At 71.4% G+C, this 20,876-nt stretch carries 19 protein-coding genes; 14 read left to right on the forward strand and 5 right to left on the reverse strand.

Annotated features, from left to right (window positions below; all coding sequences use genetic code 11):
• The 3 genes from ACRWK7_RS29945 to kdgT form a co-directional block, all read right to left on the reverse strand.
• A partial coding sequence (locus tag ACRWK7_RS29945; protein WP_431860685.1) for an SDR family NAD(P)-dependent oxidoreductase occupies window positions 1–124 on the reverse strand: 124 nt, incomplete at its 3' end.
• Window positions 125–138: 14 nt separating this feature from the next.
• The gene (locus tag ACRWK7_RS29950) at window positions 139–909 is read right to left on the reverse strand and encodes a 2-keto-4-pentenoate hydratase (protein WP_431860653.1); all 771 of its coding nucleotides are present in this window, start codon (window positions 907–909) and stop codon (window positions 139–141) included.
• A gap of 7 nt (window positions 910–916) precedes the next feature.
• A complete protein-coding gene (gene kdgT / locus ACRWK7_RS29955; RefSeq protein WP_431860654.1) occupies window positions 917–1,939 on the reverse strand; it encodes a 2-keto-3-deoxygluconate transporter in 1,023 nt (340 codons plus the stop codon).
• A 325-nt stretch (window positions 1,940–2,264) separates the two neighbouring features.
• Between kdgT and ACRWK7_RS29960 the strand changes: the two genes are divergently transcribed.
• A complete protein-coding gene (locus ACRWK7_RS29960; protein ID WP_431860656.1) occupies window positions 2,265–2,996 on the forward strand; it encodes a GntR family transcriptional regulator in 732 nt (243 codons plus the stop codon).
• Window positions 2,997–3,039: 43 nt separating this feature from the next.
• Here the strand turns inward: ACRWK7_RS29960 and ACRWK7_RS29965 are convergent, their stop codons facing one another.
• Both ACRWK7_RS29965 and ACRWK7_RS29970 read right to left on the reverse strand, forming a co-directional pair.
• Window positions 3,040–4,410 (reverse strand): esterase-like activity of phytase family protein, encoded by a 1,371-nt coding sequence (locus ACRWK7_RS29965; RefSeq protein ID WP_431860658.1) that lies wholly within the window; start codon window positions 4,408–4,410, stop codon window positions 3,040–3,042.
• A 332-nt stretch (window positions 4,411–4,742) separates the two neighbouring features.
• Entirely contained in the window at window positions 4,743–5,933 is a 1,191-nt protein-coding gene (locus tag ACRWK7_RS29970; protein WP_431860660.1) for an ROK family protein, read from the reverse strand.
• A 179-nt stretch (window positions 5,934–6,112) separates the two neighbouring features.
• Here ACRWK7_RS29970 and ACRWK7_RS29975 point away from each other — a divergent pair, with 179 nt between their 5' ends.
• From ACRWK7_RS29975 to ACRWK7_RS30035, 13 genes are all read left to right on the forward strand, one after another.
• Complete coding sequence (locus tag ACRWK7_RS29975; protein WP_431860662.1) at window positions 6,113–7,645, forward strand: sugar ABC transporter ATP-binding protein; 1,533 nt, start codon at window positions 6,113–6,115, stop codon at window positions 7,643–7,645.
• A complete protein-coding gene (locus ACRWK7_RS29980) occupies window positions 7,623–8,627 on the forward strand; it encodes an ABC transporter permease (protein ID WP_431860663.1) in 1,005 nt (334 codons plus the stop codon). Before ACRWK7_RS29975 ends, ACRWK7_RS29980 begins: the two co-directional genes overlap by 23 nt.
• Window positions 8,628–8,653: 26 nt before the next feature.
• Window positions 8,654–9,607, forward strand: coding sequence for an ABC transporter substrate-binding protein (locus tag ACRWK7_RS29985; protein ID WP_431860664.1), 954 nt, complete (start codon window positions 8,654–8,656; stop codon window positions 9,605–9,607).
• A 146-nt stretch (window positions 9,608–9,753) separates the two neighbouring features.
• Window positions 9,754–10,809, forward strand: a complete 1,056-nt coding sequence (locus tag ACRWK7_RS29990) for a sugar phosphate isomerase/epimerase family protein (RefSeq protein ID WP_431860666.1) — start codon at window positions 9,754–9,756, stop codon at window positions 10,807–10,809.
• 13 nt (window positions 10,810–10,822) lie between these two features.
• Complete coding sequence (locus ACRWK7_RS29995) at window positions 10,823–12,001, forward strand: Gfo/Idh/MocA family protein (RefSeq protein WP_431860668.1); 1,179 nt, start codon at window positions 10,823–10,825, stop codon at window positions 11,999–12,001.
• Between the two features lie 11 nt (window positions 12,002–12,012).
• The gene (xylA, locus tag ACRWK7_RS30000) at window positions 12,013–13,320 is read left to right on the forward strand and encodes a xylose isomerase (protein ID WP_431860670.1); all 1,308 of its coding nucleotides are present in this window, start codon (window positions 12,013–12,015) and stop codon (window positions 13,318–13,320) included.
• Between the two features lie 273 nt (window positions 13,321–13,593).
• Window positions 13,594–15,081, forward strand: a complete 1,488-nt coding sequence (xylB, locus tag ACRWK7_RS30005; protein ID WP_431860672.1) for a xylulokinase — start codon at window positions 13,594–13,596, stop codon at window positions 15,079–15,081.
• A 148-nt stretch (window positions 15,082–15,229) separates the two neighbouring features.
• Window positions 15,230–15,994: an SDR family NAD(P)-dependent oxidoreductase gene (locus ACRWK7_RS30010; protein WP_431860674.1), complete on the forward strand. Its 765-nt coding sequence runs from the start codon at window positions 15,230–15,232 to the stop codon at window positions 15,992–15,994.
• Between the two features lie 79 nt (window positions 15,995–16,073).
• Window positions 16,074–16,982, forward strand: a complete 909-nt coding sequence (gene osmF, locus ACRWK7_RS30015; protein WP_431860676.1) for a glycine betaine ABC transporter substrate-binding protein OsmF — start codon at window positions 16,074–16,076, stop codon at window positions 16,980–16,982.
• 7 nt (window positions 16,983–16,989) lie between these two features.
• Entirely contained in the window at window positions 16,990–18,132 is a 1,143-nt protein-coding gene (locus ACRWK7_RS30020) for an ABC transporter permease (RefSeq protein ID WP_431860678.1), read from the forward strand.
• Window positions 18,129–19,061, forward strand: coding sequence for an ABC transporter ATP-binding protein (locus ACRWK7_RS30025; RefSeq protein ID WP_431860680.1), 933 nt, complete (start codon window positions 18,129–18,131; stop codon window positions 19,059–19,061). The genes ACRWK7_RS30020 and ACRWK7_RS30025 overlap by 4 nt, the downstream gene beginning before the upstream one ends.
• The gene (locus ACRWK7_RS30030; RefSeq protein WP_431860681.1) at window positions 19,058–19,792 is read left to right on the forward strand and encodes an ABC transporter permease; all 735 of its coding nucleotides are present in this window, start codon (window positions 19,058–19,060) and stop codon (window positions 19,790–19,792) included. The genes ACRWK7_RS30025 and ACRWK7_RS30030 overlap by 4 nt, the downstream gene beginning before the upstream one ends.
• A 388-nt stretch (window positions 19,793–20,180) precedes the next feature.
• Window positions 20,181–20,876: HAMP domain-containing protein (locus tag ACRWK7_RS30035; protein ID WP_431860683.1), on the forward strand; the 696-nt coding region annotated here is incomplete at its 3' end.

Raw genomic sequence — 20,876 nt, forward strand, 5'->3', positions numbered from 1 at the left:
CCACGTCCACGGCGGCGATGTCGGCACCGGCTTTGGCCAGCGCCACGGCGATGCCCTGGCCGATGCCGGTGTTGGCGCCGGTGACCAGCGCCACCTTGCCCGAGAGGTCGAACGGGGTGCTCATCGTGTCGCGTCTCCTTATTGCACGGTCAGTTCGATGGTGCCGATGCCGGCGTAGGCGGCCACCGCCCGCGACCCCGGCGGGACGAAGATCGTCCCGGTGCAGGAGCCGGTGGTGACGGTGTCGCCGGCGCGCAGGCCGCCGAACGGCCGCGACCCGACGTTGGCCAGCCACGTCAGCAGCCGCACCGGGTCGCCGGCCGCGTTGCCGCCGACCACGTCCACGACGCGCTCGCCGCGGATGTCCAGCGTCAGCGGCTGGCGCACCGGATCGACGGCGCGCCAGTCCGCCACCGCCGGGCCGACGACCAGCGCCCCGTGGTTGGCCTGGTCGGCCAGATGCGCCAGCGGGTCCTGCGAGCCGTAGTCGCGGAAGCGCGTGTCGCACACCTCGAACGCCGGGTGCAGGGAGGCGACGGCGTCCAGCACCTCGTCGCGCGTCCACGGCTCGTCCCGCGTGGGCAGGTCGCGGCCGAGGCGGTAGACGATCTCCGCCTCGATGCCGATGACGTGGAACATGGTGGCCGGCAGCCGCTCCGTGTCGAAGAACAGGGTGGCGGCGTTGATCGGCGCGTAGGACGGCTCGGCGTCCGGGCCGGGGGCGCCGACCTTCCACGCGGTGACCGGGCCGAGGCGGCGCGCCACTTCGGTCTGGATGGCGTAGGCCTCGGCGACGGTCGTGGGGACCACCGGTAGCGCGGGCAGCGGGCGGCGGCTCTTGCGGGCGGCGACCAGCGCCGTGGCCGCCTCGGTGACGAGGGTGGTCAGGCGGGGCAGGTGGGTGTCCATGGCGTCCTCACTCGGCCGGAGCGGCGGCCGGGGCGACGGCAACCGCCGCCTTGGCGGCCTCGGCGGCCTGATAGCGCTGCGAATTGATGCCGAAGCGGCGCGACCACCAAGCGGTCAGCAGCGGGGTCAGCAGCGAGGTGACGACCACGCAGGTGGCGACCAGCGCCGTGGCGGCCGGGGCGACGGGGGCGAAGGTCGGCTCGATGGAGGCGATGATCGGCGGCACGGTGACGGCGGCGCCGGCGGTCGAGGCGGCGCCGATGCCGGCGGTGCCGTTGCCCTTGGCCAGGAAGATGTCGGCCAGCACCAGCGTGAAGCCGGTCACCACGATCACCGCCAGACCCAGCGCGATGCCCAGCAGGCCGGTGTTCAGGATGGTGGCGAAGTTCAGGTTGTTGCCCAGCGCGAAGGCGAAGAACGGCACCATCACCGGCACCGCCTGCCCGAAGAACTTGCGGAAGTCCTGATCCAGGTTGCCGAGGATGAAGCCGATGAGGAAGGGCAGCAGCGCGCCGACCATGGTCTGCCACGGGAAGCTGGCGAGCCCGGCGAGGCCCAGCGTCAGCATCGTCATGAACGGCCCGGATTCCAGGCACATCAGGCAGAAGGCGCCGGCCTCCTCCTTGGTGCCGTACTGCTGCATCAGCGCCATGTACATGCCGCCGTTGGTGTCGTTCATGGCGGCGATGATCGCCAGCACCGACAGGCCGGTCAGGAAGCCGCTCTGGATGCCGTCGGCCGGGATGAAGAGGGAGGCGACCACGCCGGCCAGCGCCGCGGTGACGATCTTCACCGACACCAGCACGCCGCTCTTGCGCAGCACCAGCGGCGTCGCCTTCAGGCTGATGGAGGCGCCGATGCAGAAGAACCAGACGGACAGGATCGGCAGCGTGCCGGTGATCAGGCCGTTGGTGAAGGAACCGAAGAACTTGCCGGTGCCCGGCGCGAAGCTGTTCAGGCAGGCGCCGAGGAACAGGGGCAGGATCATCATGCCGCCGGGGATGCGGTCGATCCGCGATTTCAGATTCATATCCGACACTCCAGGATGTGAGTCGTCGCAGTGGCGTGTAGGGTGTCCGGCCGAGGGCGCGCGACGGGGTTCCCGCCCCACGGGGGCGACCGATGTGCGTCGAGAACTGGACAGATCCGGGGGCGGTGCACCGGTCCCGACGGGGCCGGCGCTCGCTTCATGCATACTAGTATACTAGTATAGTGGCATTGTCAAACACGCGGATTGTTTGCCGCGGCGGTATGTCGCAGACGGGGGTGGAAAAGCCCGGCGCGGCAAGGCCTCGGGCATGGCGTCCGCCCCCGGCGCATGCTACAGCGGGGGGAGTCGAGGGAAGGGAAGTCCGATGTCCAGCGTTGGCTCCGGTGCGATCCGCCGCCGCGCCCCGCGTCCGGGCCGCGCCGGGCGTGGGCGCGGCAGCACGGCGGCGCAGGAGATCTATCAGCACCTGCGCGCCGAAATCATGACGCTGCGGCGCAAGCCCGGCGAGCCGATCAGCGAGAACGAGCTGGCGGTGGCCTACGGCGTCAGCCGCACCCCGGTGCGCGAGGCGGTGCGCCAGCTCGCCGCCGAGGGGCTGCTGGAGGTGTTCCCGCAGGCCGGCACCTTCATCGCCCGCATCCCGCTGGCCAGCCTGCCGGAGGCGATGGTGGTGCGCGCTGCACTGGAGGAGACCACCGTCCGCCACGCCGCCCGGACCGCGACGCCCGAGCAGGCCCGCCGCCTCGCGGCCATCCTGGAGCGCCATCGCGCCGCCGCCGCGGCCGATGACCGGGAGGCCTTCCACCAGGCCGACGAGGACTTCCACGCGGCCATCGCCGAGATCGCCGGCCTGTCCGGCGTGTGGGCGCTGGTCCAGCAGGTGAAGGTGCAGATCGACCGCTACCGCCGCCTGACCCTGCCGGGGCCGGGGCGCATGGCGCGGGTGATCGACGAGCACGCCGCCATCGCCGCGGCGATCGCGCGGCACGACCCGGAGGCCGCGGCCGGCGCCATCCACACGCACCTCGGCAAGCTGGCGGACGAGATCATCGCGTTCAGCACGTCGATGCCCGACTACTTCCTGCCCGGGGAGTGACGCGGGAGGCGCGGCGCACCCACCGGCCCGCCGCGCCGTCCCGTCACTTCGCCTTCAGCAGCGCCTCGACCTCCAGCAGGACGAGTTCGTTGTCGTCCGCCACGTTCGGTTCGCGGCTGGAGGAGAAGGGCAGGTTGTTGTCGTTGCCGACCACGATGTGGCGGGCGTCCACCACGTCGACGTTCTCGATGGTGAAGAACGGGAAGGCCAGCGCGCCGTCGGTCAGCGGCTTGCGCGCCTTCTTGTTCGGGTCGGCGATGCGCATCAGGTCGATGTAGCCGATCTTGCGCGCCGGGGCGGACATGCCGCCGTCGGTCAGCTCGATCTTGTACACCCGCTTGAACAACGCGACGCCGGAGAAGCAGTTCACCGTCGGCTCGCCCGGCTTGCACGCCTTGTCGGCGGTGCCCTCGCCGTTGTCGCGCTCGATGATCAGGCCGGTGGTGGCGTCGATCATGTTGAAGTCGCCGATGGCGTTGCCGGTCTGCTCCAGCGCGTACTGCCAGGAGCGGCCGGTCCACGCCTCCCTGGCGACGTCGAACTCCAGGATGCGCAGGTATTCCCTGCCGTCGGCGGCGGTCTCGAAGGCTTTCTTGTCGGCCTGGAACACCGGGCCCTCCAGCAGCGGGTAGAGGAAGCGGCCGTCCGGCGACGCCGCCATGCCCTCGAAGCCCTTGGAGCGGCGGATCTCGAACGCCATCGCCGGGGCGGCCGGGTTGGCCGGGGTGGCGATCGCCGGGTTGTCGGGCGAGCGCACGACCTTGCCGTCCACCTGCGTGTCGAACACCGCCAGCACCTTGCCGCTGAGGTCGGCCTTGATCAGCCACGGGCCGAACTCGTCGCCGATCCACAGGGCGCCGCCGGCGAACTGGAAGCTCTCGGTGTCGAAGTCGCTGCCGGTCAGGTAGCGCGTCTCGGTCCCCTCATGGACGATGCGGAACGGCACCTTCTTGTCCGGGTCGCGCAGGAAGACGGTCTCCAGCCGCTCGAAGCCGCCGGTTTCGAAATCGACCTTGTAGCGGTTGAGGTAGAGCGCCGAGTCGGGCGAGTTCGCCTTGGCGCCGAAGCCGTTGTCGGTGAGGATCCAGAAGGTCCCGTCCGGCATGCGCTTGATGCCCGAATGGCCTTGAAGCGGCTGCCCCTGGAAGGGCAGCGAGACGCCGGTCGGGCGGTCGGCCGACTTGCCCTCGACGCTGCCGACGGCCTCGACGCGGCGGCCGGTGGTGAACTTGCCGGAGACGCGCAGGTCGGCCGGGGCGTCCGCCGGCACCTCGATGAAGCTCCTGGCCGGCAGCACGGCGTGCCCGGCGAGCGTGGCGGGGAAGGCCTGCTGCGCGGCAGACGGGGCGGCGGCCAGCGGCGTCAGAGCAGCGGCCATCACGGCCGCCCGTGTCCAGGCGGGGGTGCGGGTCATCTCGGGAGCTCCCTTTCTCGTCACGAGGAGCCCCCTTCCTGACAAACCGCCGTGACGGGCGAATGACGACGGCGCGACGGAACGGTGAAGCTTTCGCCTGCGAACGGTCGGCGGCGGGTGCTGGGTGCCACGTTAAGTTCCTAGACGTCGCCCCAGACACTTCCGGCCGTCATCCCCGCGAAGGCGGGGATCCAGGAAGAGCCCCGATAGGGGCGACATGAGTCATGAGGCTCGCGGACGCGAGCGCTGGATCCCCGCCTGCGCGGGGATGACGGTCAAAAAGGTGCAGGAGGAGGTGAGCAGATGCCAACGTTAACGTCTCTGGCGGCCGGTCAGGGCAGCAGGATGCCCCGGATCGGCTCGGGCGCCGACAGGAAGCCCTCCATCGCCAGCGCGATGCCGCCCATGGGCACCGCGTCGGGGCCGAGCGGCGAGACGAGCAGCCGCAGGTCGCGCCGCAGCGGCTCCAGCGTGTGCTCGTCCAGCGCGGCGCGCAGCGTCGGCAGGATCAGCTCGGCGACGATCGACAGGTTGCCGCCCAGCACCACCAGGCTGGGGTTCGTCAGGTTGACGAGGTGCGACAGCGCGAAGCCCAGGTGCCGCCCGGCCTCCTCCAGCACCCCCCGCACCGCCGCGTCGCCGTCGCGCGCCGCGGCGGCCACCGCCCACAGGTCGGGCAGGGTTCGGCCGCGCTCGCCGGCCTGGGCGAGGATCGCCGGTTCGGAGACGTAGGTCTCCAGGCAGCCACGCTTGCCGCAGCCGCAGGGGCGCCCGCCCGGCACCACGGTGACGTGCCCGACCTCGCCGGCGAAGCCCTGCGCGCCGCGGTACAGCCGCCCGCCGAGGAACAGCCCGCCGCCGACGCCGGAATGGCCGGTCAGGTAGGCGAAGTCCTCCACCCCGCGGCACGCGCCGAACAGCCGCTCGGCCATGGCGGCGGCCTTGGTGTCGTTGTCGATCTGCACGCGCGCGCCCAGCGCCTCCTCCAGCAGCGGGCGGATCGGCGTGTCGCGCCAGCCCAGGTTGGGCGCCAGCACCAGCCGGCCGCTGCGGTCCATCAGCGCCGGGATGCCGACGCCGATGCCGCGCACCGGGGGCGCTTCGGCATCGGCCCGCCGGCTCGCCGCCACCGCCGCGTCGATCCCCTCGTGCAGCCGGCGCAGCGCGGTGCCGAGGTCGGTGCTGCCGGGGATCTGCGCCTGTTCCAGCACCGCGCCGGCCAGCGTGGTGGTGACGATGCGGATGGTGCCCGGCTCCAGCCGCGCGCCCACCAGCAGTCCGGCCGAGGGGGCGATGCTCAGCGCCGTCTCCGGCCGGCCGATGCGGCGCGGGCGCGGCGGCTCCGTCCGCTCGACCAGCCCGTCGTCGAGCAGCTGCGTCACGATCGCCGAGGTCGTCGCCTTGTCCAGCCCGGTCAGACGGCTGAGGTCGCGCTGCGCGCAGTTCGGGTTCTCCCGCAGCGCATGGAAGACGCGGATGGTGTTGAGGCGCCGGATCGCCGCCGAGTTGACCCTGGGCTGCATGCGCTGTTCCGTCGTTCCTCCGTCCGCGGGTGGAGAGGGTCATACTCCGGAAGGGGAGCCCTCGACCACCCCCGGCCCCGCTTGACGGGCGATGGATTCGAGCATACGCTCCCTTTTGTTAGACGGTCTACTTAATTCGCGGCCACGCGAGAAGCCGCACTCAGGGAGGGGGAAACCCCATGGCCGAGCCGATCCTGTCGGCGTCCGGCGTCACGAAGTGCTTCGGGCCTGTCGAGGTCCTCCACGGGGTGGATTTCGCCGTCCAGCGCGGCGAGGTGCACGCCCTGGTCGGCGAGAACGGGGCCGGCAAGTCGACGCTGATGAAGATTCTCTCCGGCTTTCACCCGCCGACGTCGGGCACGGTGTGCGTGGACGGCCGGCCGGTGGCCTTCGCCGGCATCGGCCCGGCGGAGGCGCTGGGCATCGTCCTCATCCACCAGGAGTTCAACCTCGCCGAACACCTGACGGTGGAGGAGAACATCTTCCTTGGCCGTGAGCTGCGGCGCGGCCCCTTCCTCGACAAGCGCGCCATGCGCGAGCGCTCCCGCGCCGTGCTGGCGGAACTGGAATGCCCGGTCGATCCGAACGCGCGGGTGCGCGACCTCGCCGTGTCCGAGCGGCAGATGGTGGAGATCGCCAAGGCGGTGTCGCGCGACGTGCGCGTCCTCATCATGGACGAGCCGACGGCGGTGCTGACCGGCGCCGAGACCGCGGTGCTGTTCCGCCTGATCCGCCGCCTCCAGGGGCAGGGCGTGGCGGTCGTCTACATCTCGCACAAGCTGGACGAGGTGACGGCGATCTCCGACCGGGTGACGGTGCTGCGCGACGGCCACCACGTCGCCACCCAGCCGACGGCGGAGCTGACGCAGGACGCCATCGCCCAGCTCATGGTCGGCCGCGCCATCAGCGACCTGTTCCCGACCAGGGAGCCGCCGCCCGCCGACGCCCCGCTGGTGCTGGAGGCGCTGGGCATCGACGTGCCCGGCTGGGTGCGCGACGCCTCGTTCGACCTGCGGCGCGGCGAGATCCTGGGCTTCGCCGGGCTGGTCGGCGCCGGGCGGACGGAGCTGATGGAGGGGCTGCTCGGCCTGCGCCGCAGCTCCGGGACTCTGCGGCGCGACGGCAAACCGCTGCGCGTCCGCTCGCTGGACGACGCGGTGGACGCCGGCATCGCCTACCTGACCGAGGACCGCAAGGGCAAGGGGCTGCTGGTCGGCAAGCGGCTGCAGCCGAACCTGACGCTGCTGGCGCTGGAGCGTTACGGCCGGATCTTCGTGGACGAGACGCGCGAGGCGGCGGCGCTGGAGCGCGCGGTGGGGGAGTTCGACATCCGCGTGCGCACCCTCGACGCGACGGTCGGTTCGCTCAGCGGCGGCAACCAGCAGAAGCTGCTGCTCGCCAAGACCATGCAGGTCGAGCCGACGATCCTGATCGTCGACGAGCCGACGCGCGGCATCGACATCGGCACCAAGAGCCAGATCTACCGCTTCCTGCACGACTTCGCCCGGCGCGGCGGGTCGGTGGTCCTGATCTCCTCGGAAATGCCCGAGATCATCGGGCTGGCGCACCGGGTGGTGGTCATGCGCTCCGGCGTGGTGACCGGCATCCTGGAGGGCGACGCCGTGGAGGAGGGGGAGATCGTCCGCTACGCCACCGGCCTCAAGGGCCGCGCAACCCGGGGAGAGCAGCATGTCGCCGTCAGCCATGCCTGAGGTGGCGCGGAAGTCCGCGGCCGGCTTCGACCTCAAGCTCTACGGGCCGTTCCTGGCGCTGGCCGCGCTGATCGTGCTGGGCACCATCGTCAATCCGGTGTTCCTCAGCCCGGCCAACATCGGCAACGTGCTCACCCGCACCGCCTTCATCGGCATCATCGCGGTGGGCGCCACCTTCGTCATCACCGCGGGCGGCATCGACCTGTCGGTGGGCTCGCTGGCCGCCTTCGCGTCCGGCGTGATGATCGTGGTGATGAACGCGCTGGTCGGCTCCATGGGCGCCGGGGTGCCGGTGATCCTGGTCGGCGTGCTGGTGGCGCTGGGGCTGGGGCTGGCGGCCGGGCTGGTCAACGGGCTGCTGGTCACCAAGGGGCGGATGGAGGCGTTCATCGTCACGCTGGGGACCATGGGCATCTTCCGCTCGCTGGTCACCTATCTGGCGGACGGCGGCACGCTGTCGCTCAACTCCGGCATCCGCACGGTGTACCGGCCGGTCTACTACGGCGGCGTGTTCGGCGTCTCGTACCCGATCCTGATGTTCGCGGCGGTGGCGCTGATCGGCGCGGTGATCCTGTACCGCACCCGCTTCGGCCGCTACTGCGCCGCCATCGGATCGAGCGAGGACGTGGCGCGCTACTCCGCCATCGACGTCGACCGGGTCAAGCTGCTGGCCTTCGTGCTGCAGGGGATCTGCGTGGCGCTGGCGGTGGTGATCTACGTGCCGCGCCTGGGCTCGGCCTCCGCCACCACGGGCCTCTTGTGGGAGCTGGAGGCCATCGCCGCCGTCATCATCGGCGGCACCATGCTGAAGGGCGGCTACGGCCGCGTCTGGGGAACGGTGGTGGGCGCCGTGATGCTCACGCTGATCGACAACATCCTCAACCTGACCGGCGCCATCAGCGTCTACCTGAACGGCACCATCCAGGGGGTGATCATCATCGTCGCGGTGCTTCTGCAACGGGGGGCCGCGGCGCGTCGCTGAAGAACACAAACCAGGGAGAATCGGCCATGAAACTCGGTTTCGGTCTTGCCGCGGCGGTGGCCGCGGGCCTCATGCTGGCGCCGGTGGCGGCATCGGCCCAGCAGAAGATCAAGATGGGCGTCTCCATCCCCGCCGCGACGCACGGCTGGACCGGCGGCCTCAACTGGCACGCCCAGCAGGCCGAGAAGAAGCTGGAGAAGCAGTACCCGAACCTCGACGTGGTGATCGTCACCGCCCGCGACGTCGGCCGGCAGGCCAACGACCTGGAGGATCTGGTGTCGGTGCAGAAGATCGACGCGCTGGTCATCCTGCCGTTCGAATCCGCGCCGATGACCGACCCGGTGCGCGCCGTCAAGCAGGCGGGCAAGTTCGTCACCGTGGTCGATCGCGGCCTGACCGACCCGTCGATCCAGGACCTCTACGTCGCCGGCAACAACCCCGAGATGGGGCAGGTCTCCGGCAAGTACATGAAGGAGAAGCTGGGCGGCAAGGGCAACATCGTGGTGCTGCGCGGCATCCCCACCGTCATCGACAACCAGCGCGTCGAGGGCTTCCAGAAGGCGATCGAGGGCAGCCAGATCAAGATCCTGGGCATGCAGTACGCCAACTGGAACCGCGACGACGGCTTCAAGGTGATGCAGGACTTCCTGTCCCGCTTCCCGAAGATCGACGCGGTGTGGGCGCAGGACGACGACATCGCGCTGGGCGTCATCGAGGCGGTCCGCCAAGCCGGCCGCGAGAAGGAGATGTTCATCCTCGGCGGCGCCGGCATGAAGGACATGATCAAGCGCGTCATGGACAAGGACGTGCTGGTGCCCGCCGACGTGCTGTATCCGCCGGCGATGATCGCCGAGGCGATGGAGATCACCGCCAAGCATCTGGTCGAGAAGGCGCCGATCAAGAAGGAATACATCATCGAGGCGACGCTGGTGACCCCGGAGAACGCCGCCAAGTACTACTACCCCGACTCGCCGTTCTGAGCCGCCTTCCCTCTCCCCTCCGGGGAGAGGGTGGCCCGAAGGGCCGGGTGAGGGGGTTCGCGGGGGACGCCGAACGTCCGCGATGCAGGACCCCCTCACCCTGCCCCTCTCCCCAGAGGGGAGAGGGAACCAAAGGGAGACCCACCATGAAGACCATCAAGGGCCCGGCGATCTTCCTCGCCCAGTTCGCGGGGGACGCGGCGCCGTTCAACAGCCTCCCGGCCATCGGCACATGGGCCGCCGGCCTGGGCTTCAAGGGCGTGCAGATCCCGTCCTGGGACGGCCGCCTGTTCGACCTCGCCCGCGCCGCCGAGAGCAAGGGCTACTGCGACGAGGTGAAGGGCACCCTCGCCGAGGCCGGCGTGCAGGTCACCGAGCTGTCCACCCACCTGCAGGGCCAGCTGGTGGCCGTGCACCCCGCCTACGACGAGGCGTTCGACGGCTTCGCCGCCCCAGAGGTCCGCGGCAATCCCAGGGCGAGGCAGGAGTGGGCGGTCAACCAGCTCATGCTGGCCGCCAAGGCCTCGGCCAACCTCGGCCTGACGGCGCACGTGACGTTCTCCGGCGCGCTGGCGTGGCCGTACCTCTATCCCTGGCCGCAGCGTCCGGCGGGGCTGATCGAGACGGCGTTCGACGAGCTGGCGAAGCGCTGGCGGCCGATCCTCGACGCGTTCGACGCGGCCGGCGTCGACCTCTGCTACGAGATCCACCCCGGCGAGGACCTGTTCGACGGCGCGACGTTCGAGATGTTCCTGGAGCGCGTCGGCAACCACCCGCGCTGCAACATCCTGTACGACCCCAGCCACTTCGTGCTGCAGCAGCTCGACTACCTCGGCTACATCGACGTCTATCACGAGCGGATCAAGATGTTCCACGTCAAGGACGCGGAGTTCAACCCGTCCCCGCGGCAGGGCGTCTATTCCGGCTACCAGCCCTGGATCGACCGGGCCGGCCGCTTCCGCTCGCTGGGCGACGGGCAGGTCGATTTCGGCGGCATCTTCTCCAAGCTGACCCAGTACGGCTTCGACGGCTGGGCGGTGCTGGAGTGGGAATGCTGCATGAAGCACCCCGAGCAGGGCGCCGCCGAGGGCGCGCACTTCATCGAGGCGCACATCATCCGGGTGACCGAGAAGGCGTTCGACGACTTCGCGGGCGCCGGGACCGACCTGGCGGCCAACCGCCGGATGCTCGGCATCGGCTGAGCGGGAGGGTGACATGACCATCGAAGGGACAACGGCCTCCACGGGGCCGAACCGCCGGCTGCGGCTCGGCATGGTCGGCGGCGGGCGGGGCGCGTTCATCGGCGGGGTGCACCGCATCGCCGCGCGCCTCGACGACCGCTACGAGCTGGTGGCCGGCGCGCTGTCGTCCGATCCCGAGCGGGCGAAGGCCAGCGGCGCCGACCTGTTCCTGGCGTCGGAGCGCTGCTACGCCAGCTTCGCGGAGATGGCGCAGGCGGAGGCGGCGCGCGACGACCGCATCGACGTGGTCAGCGTGGTGACGCCCAACCATCGGCACCACGACGCCGCCAAGGCGTTCCTGGAGGCGGGCATACACGTCATCTGCGACAAGCCGCTGACCACCTCGGTGGAGGACGCCGAGGATCTGGCGGCGACGGTGGAGCGCACCGCGCTGATCTTCGTGCTGACGCACAACTACACCGGCTATCCGATGATCCGGCAGGCCCGCGCCATGGTCGAGGCGGGCGAACTGGGCCGCATCCGCGTCGTGCAGGTGGAGTACCCGCAGGACTGGCTGACCACCCGGCTGGAGGCCACCGGGCAGAAGCAGGCGGAATGGCGCACCGACCCGGCGCGCAGCGGCATCGCCGGCTGCGTCGGCGACATCGGCACGCACGCCTTCCAGCTGGCCGAGTTCGTCACCGGCCTGCGCTGCACCCAGGTCGCCGCCGACCTGACCACCTTCGTGGAAGGCCGTCCGCTGGACGACAACGCGCACATGCTGCTGCGCTACGACAACGGGGCGCGGGGCATGCTGTGGGCCAGCCAAGTGGCGCCCGGCAACGAGAACGGCCTGCGCCTGCGCGTCTACGGCGACAAGGGCGGGCTGGAGTGGTTCCAGGAGCAGCCGAACGCCCTGCGCTTCGCCCCCTTCGGGGAGCCACCGCGCACCATCACCCGCGGCGGTCCCGGATCGAACCCGGCCGCCGGCCACGCCACCCGCATCCCCTCCGGCCATCCGGAGGGCTATCTGGAGGGCTTCGCGCAGATCTACCGCGACGCCGCCGACCTGATCGTCGCCCGGCTGGGCGGTCCGCAGCCGGACCCGCAGGCCGCCCTGGTTCCCGGCGTGCGCGACGGCGTGCGCGGGGTGCGCTTCATCCACGCCGCCGTCGAGTCCAGCCGGCGCGGCGCCAGTTGGGTTGAGATTTGAAAGGATCGGCCATGACCGAACCGTTTTTCGCCGGAATCGACACGGTCCGCTACAAGGGGCCGGACAGCGACGAGCCGCTGGCCTATCGCTGGTACGACCCGGACCGTATGGTGCTCGGCAAGCGCATGGCGGAGCATCTGCGCATCGCCGTGTGCTACTGGCACAGCTTCTGCTGGCCCGGCTCCGACCCGTTCGGCGCCGCCACCCTGGACCGGCCTTGGATGCGCGCCGGCGACCCGGTGGCGCTGGCGGAAGCCAAGATGGACGTGGCGTTCGAGCTGTTCGGCAAGCTCGGCGTGCCGTTCTTCACCTTCCACGACCGCGACGTGGCGCCGGAGATGGGGAGCCTGCGCGAGACGCAGGCGACCTTCGCCCGGCTGACCGAGCGCCTCCAGGGCTGCATCGAGCGCAGCGGCGTCAAGCTGCTGTGGGGCACGGCGAACCTGTTCTCGCACCCGCGCTACATGGCCGGCGCCGCCACCAACCCGGACCCGGAGGTGTTCGCCTGCGCCGCCGCGCAGGTGCGCGACGCGCTGGAGGCGACGCACCGGCTGGGCGGCGTCAACTACGTGCTGTGGGGCGGGCGCGAGGGGTACGACACGCTGCTCAACACCGATCTGGGGCGCGAGCTGGACCAGCTCGGCCGCTTCCTGACGCTGGTGGTGGAGCACAAGCACCGGATCGGCTTCCAGGGCACCATCCTGATCGAGCCGAAGCCGATGGAGCCGACCAAGCACCAGTACGACCACGACGTGGCGACGGTGTACGGCTTCCTGAAGCGCTACGGCCTGGAGGACGAGGTCCGCGTCAACATCGAGGTCAACCACGCCACGCTGGCCGGCCACAGCTTCGAGCACGAGGTGGCGACGGCGCTGGCGCTGGGGGTCTTCGGCTCCATCGACATGAACCGCGGCGATCCGCAGAACGGCTGGGACACCGACCAGTTTCCCAACGACCACGTGGATCTGGCGCTGCCCATGGCCCGCATCCTGGCGGCCGGCGGCTTCACCACCGGCGGGTTCAACTTCGACGCCAAGATCCGCCGCCAGAGCCTGGAGCCGGACGACCTGCTGCACGCGCACGTCGGCGGCATCGACACGCTGGCCCGCGCGCTGCTGGCGGCCGAGCGGATCGTCGCCGACGGCCGGCTGACGCGGCACGTGGCGGAGCGCTACGCCGGCTGGGACGGCGACCTGGGGCGCCGCCTGTGGGGTGGGCTGGATCTGGCCGGAGCGGCGGACGCCGGGCTGGGGCTCGATCCGAAGCCGCGCTCGGGCCGGCAGGAGATGCTGGAGAACCTGGTGAACCGGCTGGTGTGACGGGTATCAAGCCCTCCCCCGCCGAAGCGCGGTCGCCCGACTTGCGGGCGACCGATGGGCAGGGTGGGGGCAACGGCCTTCCCCACCCGCGAAAACGCTTGCCATCACCACCGCGCCAAACTAGGATTTAAGTCTTAGATGCGCGATGGACGGAATGGTGAACTGAACACGCCCTGCACACTGTTCCATGGTGTTCCACAGTGTTCCATTCGGCCGGCGAGGCCGTTGCCCCCACCCTGACCCTCCCCCGCCGGAGGCGGGGGAGGGGAAGAGATGGAGACCCCCATGTACCTCGGCATCGACCTGGGCACGTCCGGCGTCAAGGCGGTCCTGGTGGACGACGCGCAAGCCCTCGTCGCCCAGGCCACCGCGCCGCTGGAGGCCAGCCGCCCGCACCCTCTGTGGTCGGAGCAGGACCCGGCGGACTGGTGGAGCGCCACGCAAGGCGCCGTCGGCCAGCTGCGCGCCGCGCACCCGGAGGCGATGCGCGCGGTGCGCGGCGTCGGCCTGTCCGGCCAGATGCACGGCGCCACGCTGCTCGACCGCGCCGACCGCGTGCTGCGCCCGGCGATCCTGTGGAACGACGGCCGCAGCGGCGCCGAATGCGCGGAGCTGGAGCGCCGCGTGCCGGACCTGCGCGCCCTCACCGGCAACCGCGCCATGCCCGGCTTCACCGCGCCGAAGCTGCTGTGGGTCGCGGCGCACGAGCCGGAAATCTTCGCGGCCACCGCCAAGGTCCTGCTGCCCAAGGATTACCTGCGCCTGCGCATGACCGGCGACCACGCCTCCGACCTCTCGGATTCCGCCGGCACGCTGTGGCTGGACGTCGGCCAGCGCGCGTGGTCGCCCGCGGTGCTGGCGGCCACCGGCCTCACCGAAGCCCACATGCCGCGCCTGCACGAGGGCTCGCAGCCCACCGGCGCGTTGCGGGCCGAGGTGGCGGCGGAGTGGGGCGTGCCGCCCGGCGTCCCGGTCGCCGCCGGGGCGGGCGACAACGCCGCCGGGGCGGTCGGCGTCGGCGTGGTGGCGCCCGGCAGTGCCTTCCTGTCGCTGGGCACGTCGGGCGTGATCTTCGTCAGCGGCGAGCGCTTCGCGCCGAACCCGGAGCGCGGCGTGCACGCCTTCTGCCACGCGCTGCCCGGCCGCTGGCACCAGATGTCGGTGATGCTGAGCGCCGCAAGCTGCCTGACCTTCGCCGCCCACCTCACCGGCGCGACCGACGAGGCGGCGCTGCTGCGCGACGCCGAAGGGCATTCCGGCGACCTCGGCGCGCTGGTCTTCCTGCCCTACCTCTCGGGCGAGCGCACGCCGCACAACGACCCGCACGCCAAGGGCGTCTTCTTCGGCCTGACTCACGACACCGGCCGCGGCGCCCTGGCCCGCGCGGTGCTGGAGGGCGTCGCCTTCGCCTTCGCCGACGGGCTGGAGGTGCTGGAGGAGGCCGGCGGCCGGGTCGAGCGCCTGCTGGTGATCGGCGGCGGCGCGCGCAGCGCGCTGTGGGGCCGCATCCTGACCAGCGCGCTGGGCCGGCCGCTCGACTACCCGGCGGGCGGCGAGGTCGGCCCGGCCTTCGGCGCCGCCCGGCTGGCCCGGCTGGCCGTCACCGGCGAGGACCCGGCGGCGGTCTGTCGCCCGCTGGAGGTCCGCCGCACGGTGGAGCCGGACGCCGGGCTCGCCGCAAGCATGGCCGGGCGCCGCCGGCTGTTCCGCCGCCTCTACGCCGACCTGAAGGCGGCGTTCCGGGAGGCGGACGATGCCTGAGGCGCTTGGTCTACGGTATGCACATATGTCGTGGAGCATGAGGAAGCCCCTCTCCCGCGAGGGGAGAGGGGCTTTTCGCCTCGGTGAAGCGCCTGCGGCACCGTCACGAGATGTGTGCAGACCGTAGAAGCGCCTTGTGGGGAACGCCATGACCGATGACGCCGTCTATCCCAGCCTGAAGGGCCGTCCCGTCCTGGTCACCGGCGGCGGTACGGGCATTGGTGCGGCGATGGTCGAGCGGTTCTGCGCCCAGGGCTGCCGCGTCGCCTTCCTCGACATCGCCGAGGAGCCGTCCCGCGCCCTCGTCGCGCGGCTCGGCGGCAACGGCAGCGCGCCGCTGTTCATCCCCTGCGACCTGCGCGACGTGGCCGCCCTTCAGGCCGCCGTCGCCCACGCCGCGGCGGACGTCGGGCCGATCCGCGTGCTGGTCAACAACGCCGCCAGCGACGACCGCCACCGCTGGGAGGACGTGACCCCCGCCTATTGGGACGAGCGCATCGCCGTCAACCTGCGCCACCAGTTCTTCGCCGCGCAGGCGGCGGCGCCGATGATGAAGGCGGCGGGCGGCGGCTCGATCGTCAACCTGGGCTCGATCAGCTGGGTGGTCGGGCAGGGCGGCATGGTGGCCTACAGCGCGGCCAAGGCGGCGGTGCAGGGCCTGACGCGCAGCCTCGCGCGTGATCTCGGCCCCTTCGGCATCCGGGTCAACTGCCTGATGCCCGGCGCGGTGATGACCGAGCGGCAGCTGCGGCTGTGGATCACCCCCGACGACCAGCGCCGCATCCTGGACCAGCAATGCCTGAAGCGCCTGCTGGAACCGGCGGACATCGCCCGCATGGCGCTGTTCCTGGCCGCCGACGACAGCGCGATGTGCAGCAGCCAGACCTTCGTCGTCGACGGCGGCTGGGTCTGACCCGGCGGAAAGCCCGGCTTGCTGAGGGACCTAAGGACGGCCATCTTCGATCCACGAACAGGAAAGGACGGGGGTGGAGATGCGCACGGTGATCGCGTTCATGCTCGGGCTGCTGCTGGCCGGAGGAAGCGTCCAGGCGGCCGACGCGGTGCGCGTCGGGTCCAAGCTGGATGCCGAGAGCGGCCTGCTCGGCACCATGATCCTGCAGATGCTGGAGGCCAACGGCATCCCGACCGAGAACCGCATCCAGCTCGGGCCCACCAAGATCGTGCGCAGCGCGCTGCTGGCCGGCGAGATCGACGTCTACCCGGAATACACCGGCAACGGCGCCTTCTTCTTCAACATCGACAGCGACCCGGTGTGGAAGAACGCCGGCGCCGGCTACGAGAAGGTCCGCCAGCTCGACCGCGAGAAGAACAACGTGGTCTGGCTGAAGCCGGCGCCCGCCAACAACACCTGGGCCATCGCCGTGCGCAAGGATGTGGCGGCGCCCAACGGCCTCGCCAGCATGGAGGACTTCGCCAAGTGGGTCTCCGGCGGCGGCAAGGCGAAGATCGCCGCCTCGGCCGAGTTCGTCGAGAGCCCGGCGGCGCTGCCCTCCTTCCAGGGCACCTACGGCTTCACGCTGAAGCCGGAGCAGATCCTGGTGCTGGCCGGCGGCGACACCGCGGCGACCATCCGCGCTGCGGCGGAGGGGACCTCGGGCGTCAACACCGCCATGGTCTACGGCACCGACGGCGCCATCTCGGCCCTCGACCTCGTGGTGATGGCCGACACCAAGGGCGCGCAGATGGTCTACGAGCCGGCCCCGACGGTGCGCGCCGCGGTGCTGGACAAGCACCCGAAGATCAAGGAGGTGCTGGAGCCGGTCTTCGCCTCGCTGAACGCCGAGACGCTGCGCACCCTGAACGCCCGCATCTCGGTCGAGGGGCAGGACGTCAAGCAGGTCGCCACGGCCTACCTGAAGTCCAAGGGATTCCTGAAATGACGGCCGGATGATCCGCAACCGCGTCCTGTTCGTGCTGGCCGTGGCGGGCGTGGCCGCCGCGGCGGCGCTGCCGTTCCTGGGCTTCGCGCCGAACCGGCTGCTGTCCGGCCGGCCGATCCCGCTGTCGGCGGCGCTGGAGCTGCCCTGGGGTTTGGCCGTGCTGCCCGGCGTCTGGCTGCTCGCCGCGCCGGTCCTGCGGCCGGGGCGGGGCGTGCTGGCGGCGACGGTCGCCGCGGCCGTGCTGCTGGCGTCCGGGCTGCTCGCCCTGGCCGGGCACCACGCGGCGCAGCTGGCCGCCTCGGCCTCCCCGGCGGCGCGCACCTCGTTCGGCAGCGGCTTCTGGGTGCTGGAAGCGGCGGCGCTGCTGGCCGCGCTGGACGGCGTGCGCCGCCTGGGGCTGGGGCCGGCGCCGCGCGTTGCGGTGGGAATGGGGGCGGCGCTGCTGCTGGCGGCGCCCCTGCTGGCCGGGCAGCTCGACCAGCTTTCCATCCTAAAGGAATACGCCAACCGCCGCGACGTCTTCGCCGACGCGGTGGTGCGGCACGGCGTCATCGTCGCGGCGGCGCTGGTGCCGACGCTGATCGTCGGCGTGCCGCTGGGCGTGCTGGCGCAGCGCCGCCGCGCCGTCGGGCGGGTGGTGTTCCCGGTGCTCAACATCGTGCAGACGATTCCCTCCATCGCGCTGTTCGGGCTGCTGCTGGCGCCGCTGTCGGCGCTGGCCGGCGCGTGGCCGGGGCTGGGGATCAGCGGCGTCGGGCTGGGACCGGCGGTGATCGCGCTGACCCTCTACTCGCTGCTGCCCATCGTGCGGAACGTCGCGGCCGGGCTGGACGGGGTGCCGGCGCCGGTGCGGCAGGCGGCGCGCGGCATGGGCATGACGCCGGCCCAGGTCTTCCTGCGCGTCGACGTGCCGCTGGCGCTGCCGGTCTTCCTGTCGGGGCTGCGCATCACGCTGGTGCAGGCGGTGGGGCTGGCCGCGGTGGCGGCGCTGATCGGCGCCGGCGGCCTCGGCGCCATCATGTTCCAGGGGCTGTTCGCCAATGCCCTCGACCTCGTGCTGCTGGGGGCGGTGCCGGTGATCCTGCTGGCGGTCGCCGTGGACGGCGCGCTGCGGCTGGCGGTGGCCCTGCTGGCGAGGAGCCCGGCATGATCGCGTTCGAAGGCGTGACCAAGCGCTTCGGCCCGTGGGTGGCCGTGGACGACGTGTCCTTCACGGTGGAGGACGGCGCCTTCTGCGTGCTGATCGGCCCGTCGGGGTCGGGCAAGTCGACGCTGCTGAAGACGGTCAACCGGCTGGTGGTGCCCGATGCCGGCACCATCCGCATCGACGGCGAGGACATCGCCGCCCTGCCGGCGGAGGAGCTGCGGCGGCGCATGGGCTACGTCATCCAGTCGGTCGGGCTGTTCCCGCACTGGACGGTCGAGCGCAACATCGCCACCGTGCCGGCCCTGCTCGGCTGGCCGAAGGCGCGCGTGCGCGACCGGGTGAGTGAGTTGATGGAGCTTCTGCACCTCGACCCGGAGCGGTTCCGGAACGCGTTCCCGCACCAGCTCTCCGGCGGGCAGCAGCAGCGCGTCGGGGTGGCGCGGGCGCTGGCGGCGGAGCCGCGCATCCTGCTGATGGACGAGCCGTTCAGCGCGCTCGACCCGATCACCCGCGGCACGCTCCAGGCGGAACTGACGGGCATACACCGCCAGACCGGCACCACCATCGTGTTCGTCACCCACGACATGGACGAGGCGCTGAAGCTCGCCGACCGGATCGCCGTGCTGGACCGCGGCCGGCTGGTGCAGCACGCGGCGCCGCGGGACATCCTGGCCCGCCCGGCCGGCGACCTCGTCCGCGACCTCGTCGGCCGCGAGGAGTGGGGGTTGAAGCGCCTCGCCGTCGAGACCGCCGGCGAGCGCGCCCGGCCTGTCAACGGCAGCGTCCCGGACGGCGAGCCGCTGCCCGGCGACACGCCGCTGCGCCGGGCGCTGTCGGAGATGGTCAGCCGCGGGACCGACCGGCTGGCCGTGGTGGACGAGCAGGGGCGGCTGGCCGGCGTCCTCCACCTCGGCGATCTGGTGCGGCCGTGAGGGGCGGCGGGCTCCGGCTGGCGCTCGCCGTTTCGGCGCTGGCGGCGCTGGTGCTCGGCATGCCGCTGCTGAAGCCGCTGTTCACCGCCCTCTACCCGGCGCTGGAGCGGCCGCTCTACGAGGGCGACAGCTTCCTGGCGCTGACCGCCGACCATCTGGCGCTGGTCGGCGCCTCGAGCCTGACGGCGGTGCTGGCCGGCGTCGTCGCCGGCATCCTGGTGACGCGGCCGGCGGGGGCCGAGTTCCGCGGCGTGGTCGAGGCGGTCGCCACCATGGGGCAGACCTTCCCGCCGGTGGCCGTGCTCGCCCTCTCCGTGCCGGCCATGGGGTTCGGCCCGGTGCCGGCGCTGATCGCGCTGACGCTCTACGCTCTGCTGCCCATCGTCGAGAACACCGTCGCCGGCCTGGAAGGCGTGCCCGACGCGGTGCTGGAGAGCGCGCGGGGCCTGGGCATGCGGCCGGCCGAGATCCTCTGGCGGGTCGAACTGCCGCTGGCCGCCCCGGTGATCCTCGCCGGGGTGCGCACCGCCGTGGTCATCAACGTGGGCACTGCGGCCATCGCCTCCACCGTCGGGGTCAAGACGCTGGGGCTGCCCATCATCATCGGCCTCAACGGGGCTAACCAGGCCTATGTGCTCCAGGGCGCGGCGGTGGTCGCGGCGCTCGCTCTCGTCCTCGACCTCGGGTTCGAGCGGCTGACCGCCGCGCTGTCGCGCTGGCGGCGGGCGTAATCGCTCCAAAATACATCAAATAAACCGCACCATTATTGCGATCCGTGACCGGAACCATTCTTATCGATGGGGGTAGTCTCCCTTTTAGTACTTACTCATGTCTTGACGGGTGTGTTAGCTGTGCCGGCCGTTCCGCAGGCGATCCTGCCCCGGGCAGGGGGTCGTGTGCCGGAGTCAAACGACGCGAAAAAGCGCGAGGGAGAAGTCATGCGACAGAGCCTGCCTGATCCGGTGTCCGGCATCGATCCGGGTTCCGAGGCGTCCAGAGCGGCGCGGCCGTAGGGCGCCGCTCCGCCAAACCCTCCCTTCCCAACCAGGACAAGCCCGGGCTGCCGCGCCTCATGGCGGCGGCCCCACAGGGCATTCGGCCCATCAGGACGGATCGATCATGACCATGACCGCCACCCACGACCAGCTGACCCCGCAACTCCTGCTGCGGGCGCTTCGCCAGTTCCGCAAGGGCGACTTCTCGGCGCGGCTGCCGCTGGAACTGTCCGGCATGGACGGCGAGATCGCCGCCGCCTTCAACGATGTGGTCGAACTGAGCGAGACCCTCACCAAGGAGGTCGGCCGGCTCAGCGTCAGCGTCGGCAAGGAGGGAAAGGTCAGCCAGCGGGCCAAGCTGTCGAACGCGTCCGGCGGCTGGGAGACGTGCGCGGCCAACCTCAACGCGCTGGTCGGCGACCTGATCCACCCGACCACCGAGATGGCGCGCGTCATCGGCGCCGTCGCCCGCGGCGATCTATCGAAGCTGATGGCGCTGGAGGTCGAGGGCCGCCCCCTGCAGGGCGAGTTCCTGCGCACCGCCAAGAACGTCAACACCATGGTCGAGCAGCTGGTGACGGTGACCTCGGAGCTGACCCGCGTCGCCCGCGAGGTCGGCATCGAGGGCAAGCTGGGCGGTCAGGCGCAGGTCAAGGGTGTCGGCGGCACCTGGAAGGACCTGACCGACAACGTCAACATGATGGCGAACAACCTGACCGGTCAGGTGCGCAACATCGCCGAGGTGACCACCGCCGTCGCCCGCGGCGACCTGTCGAAGAAGATCACGGTCGATGTGCGCGGCGAGATCCTGGAGCTGAAG

Source organism: Azospirillum sp., from assembly GCF_050789165.1.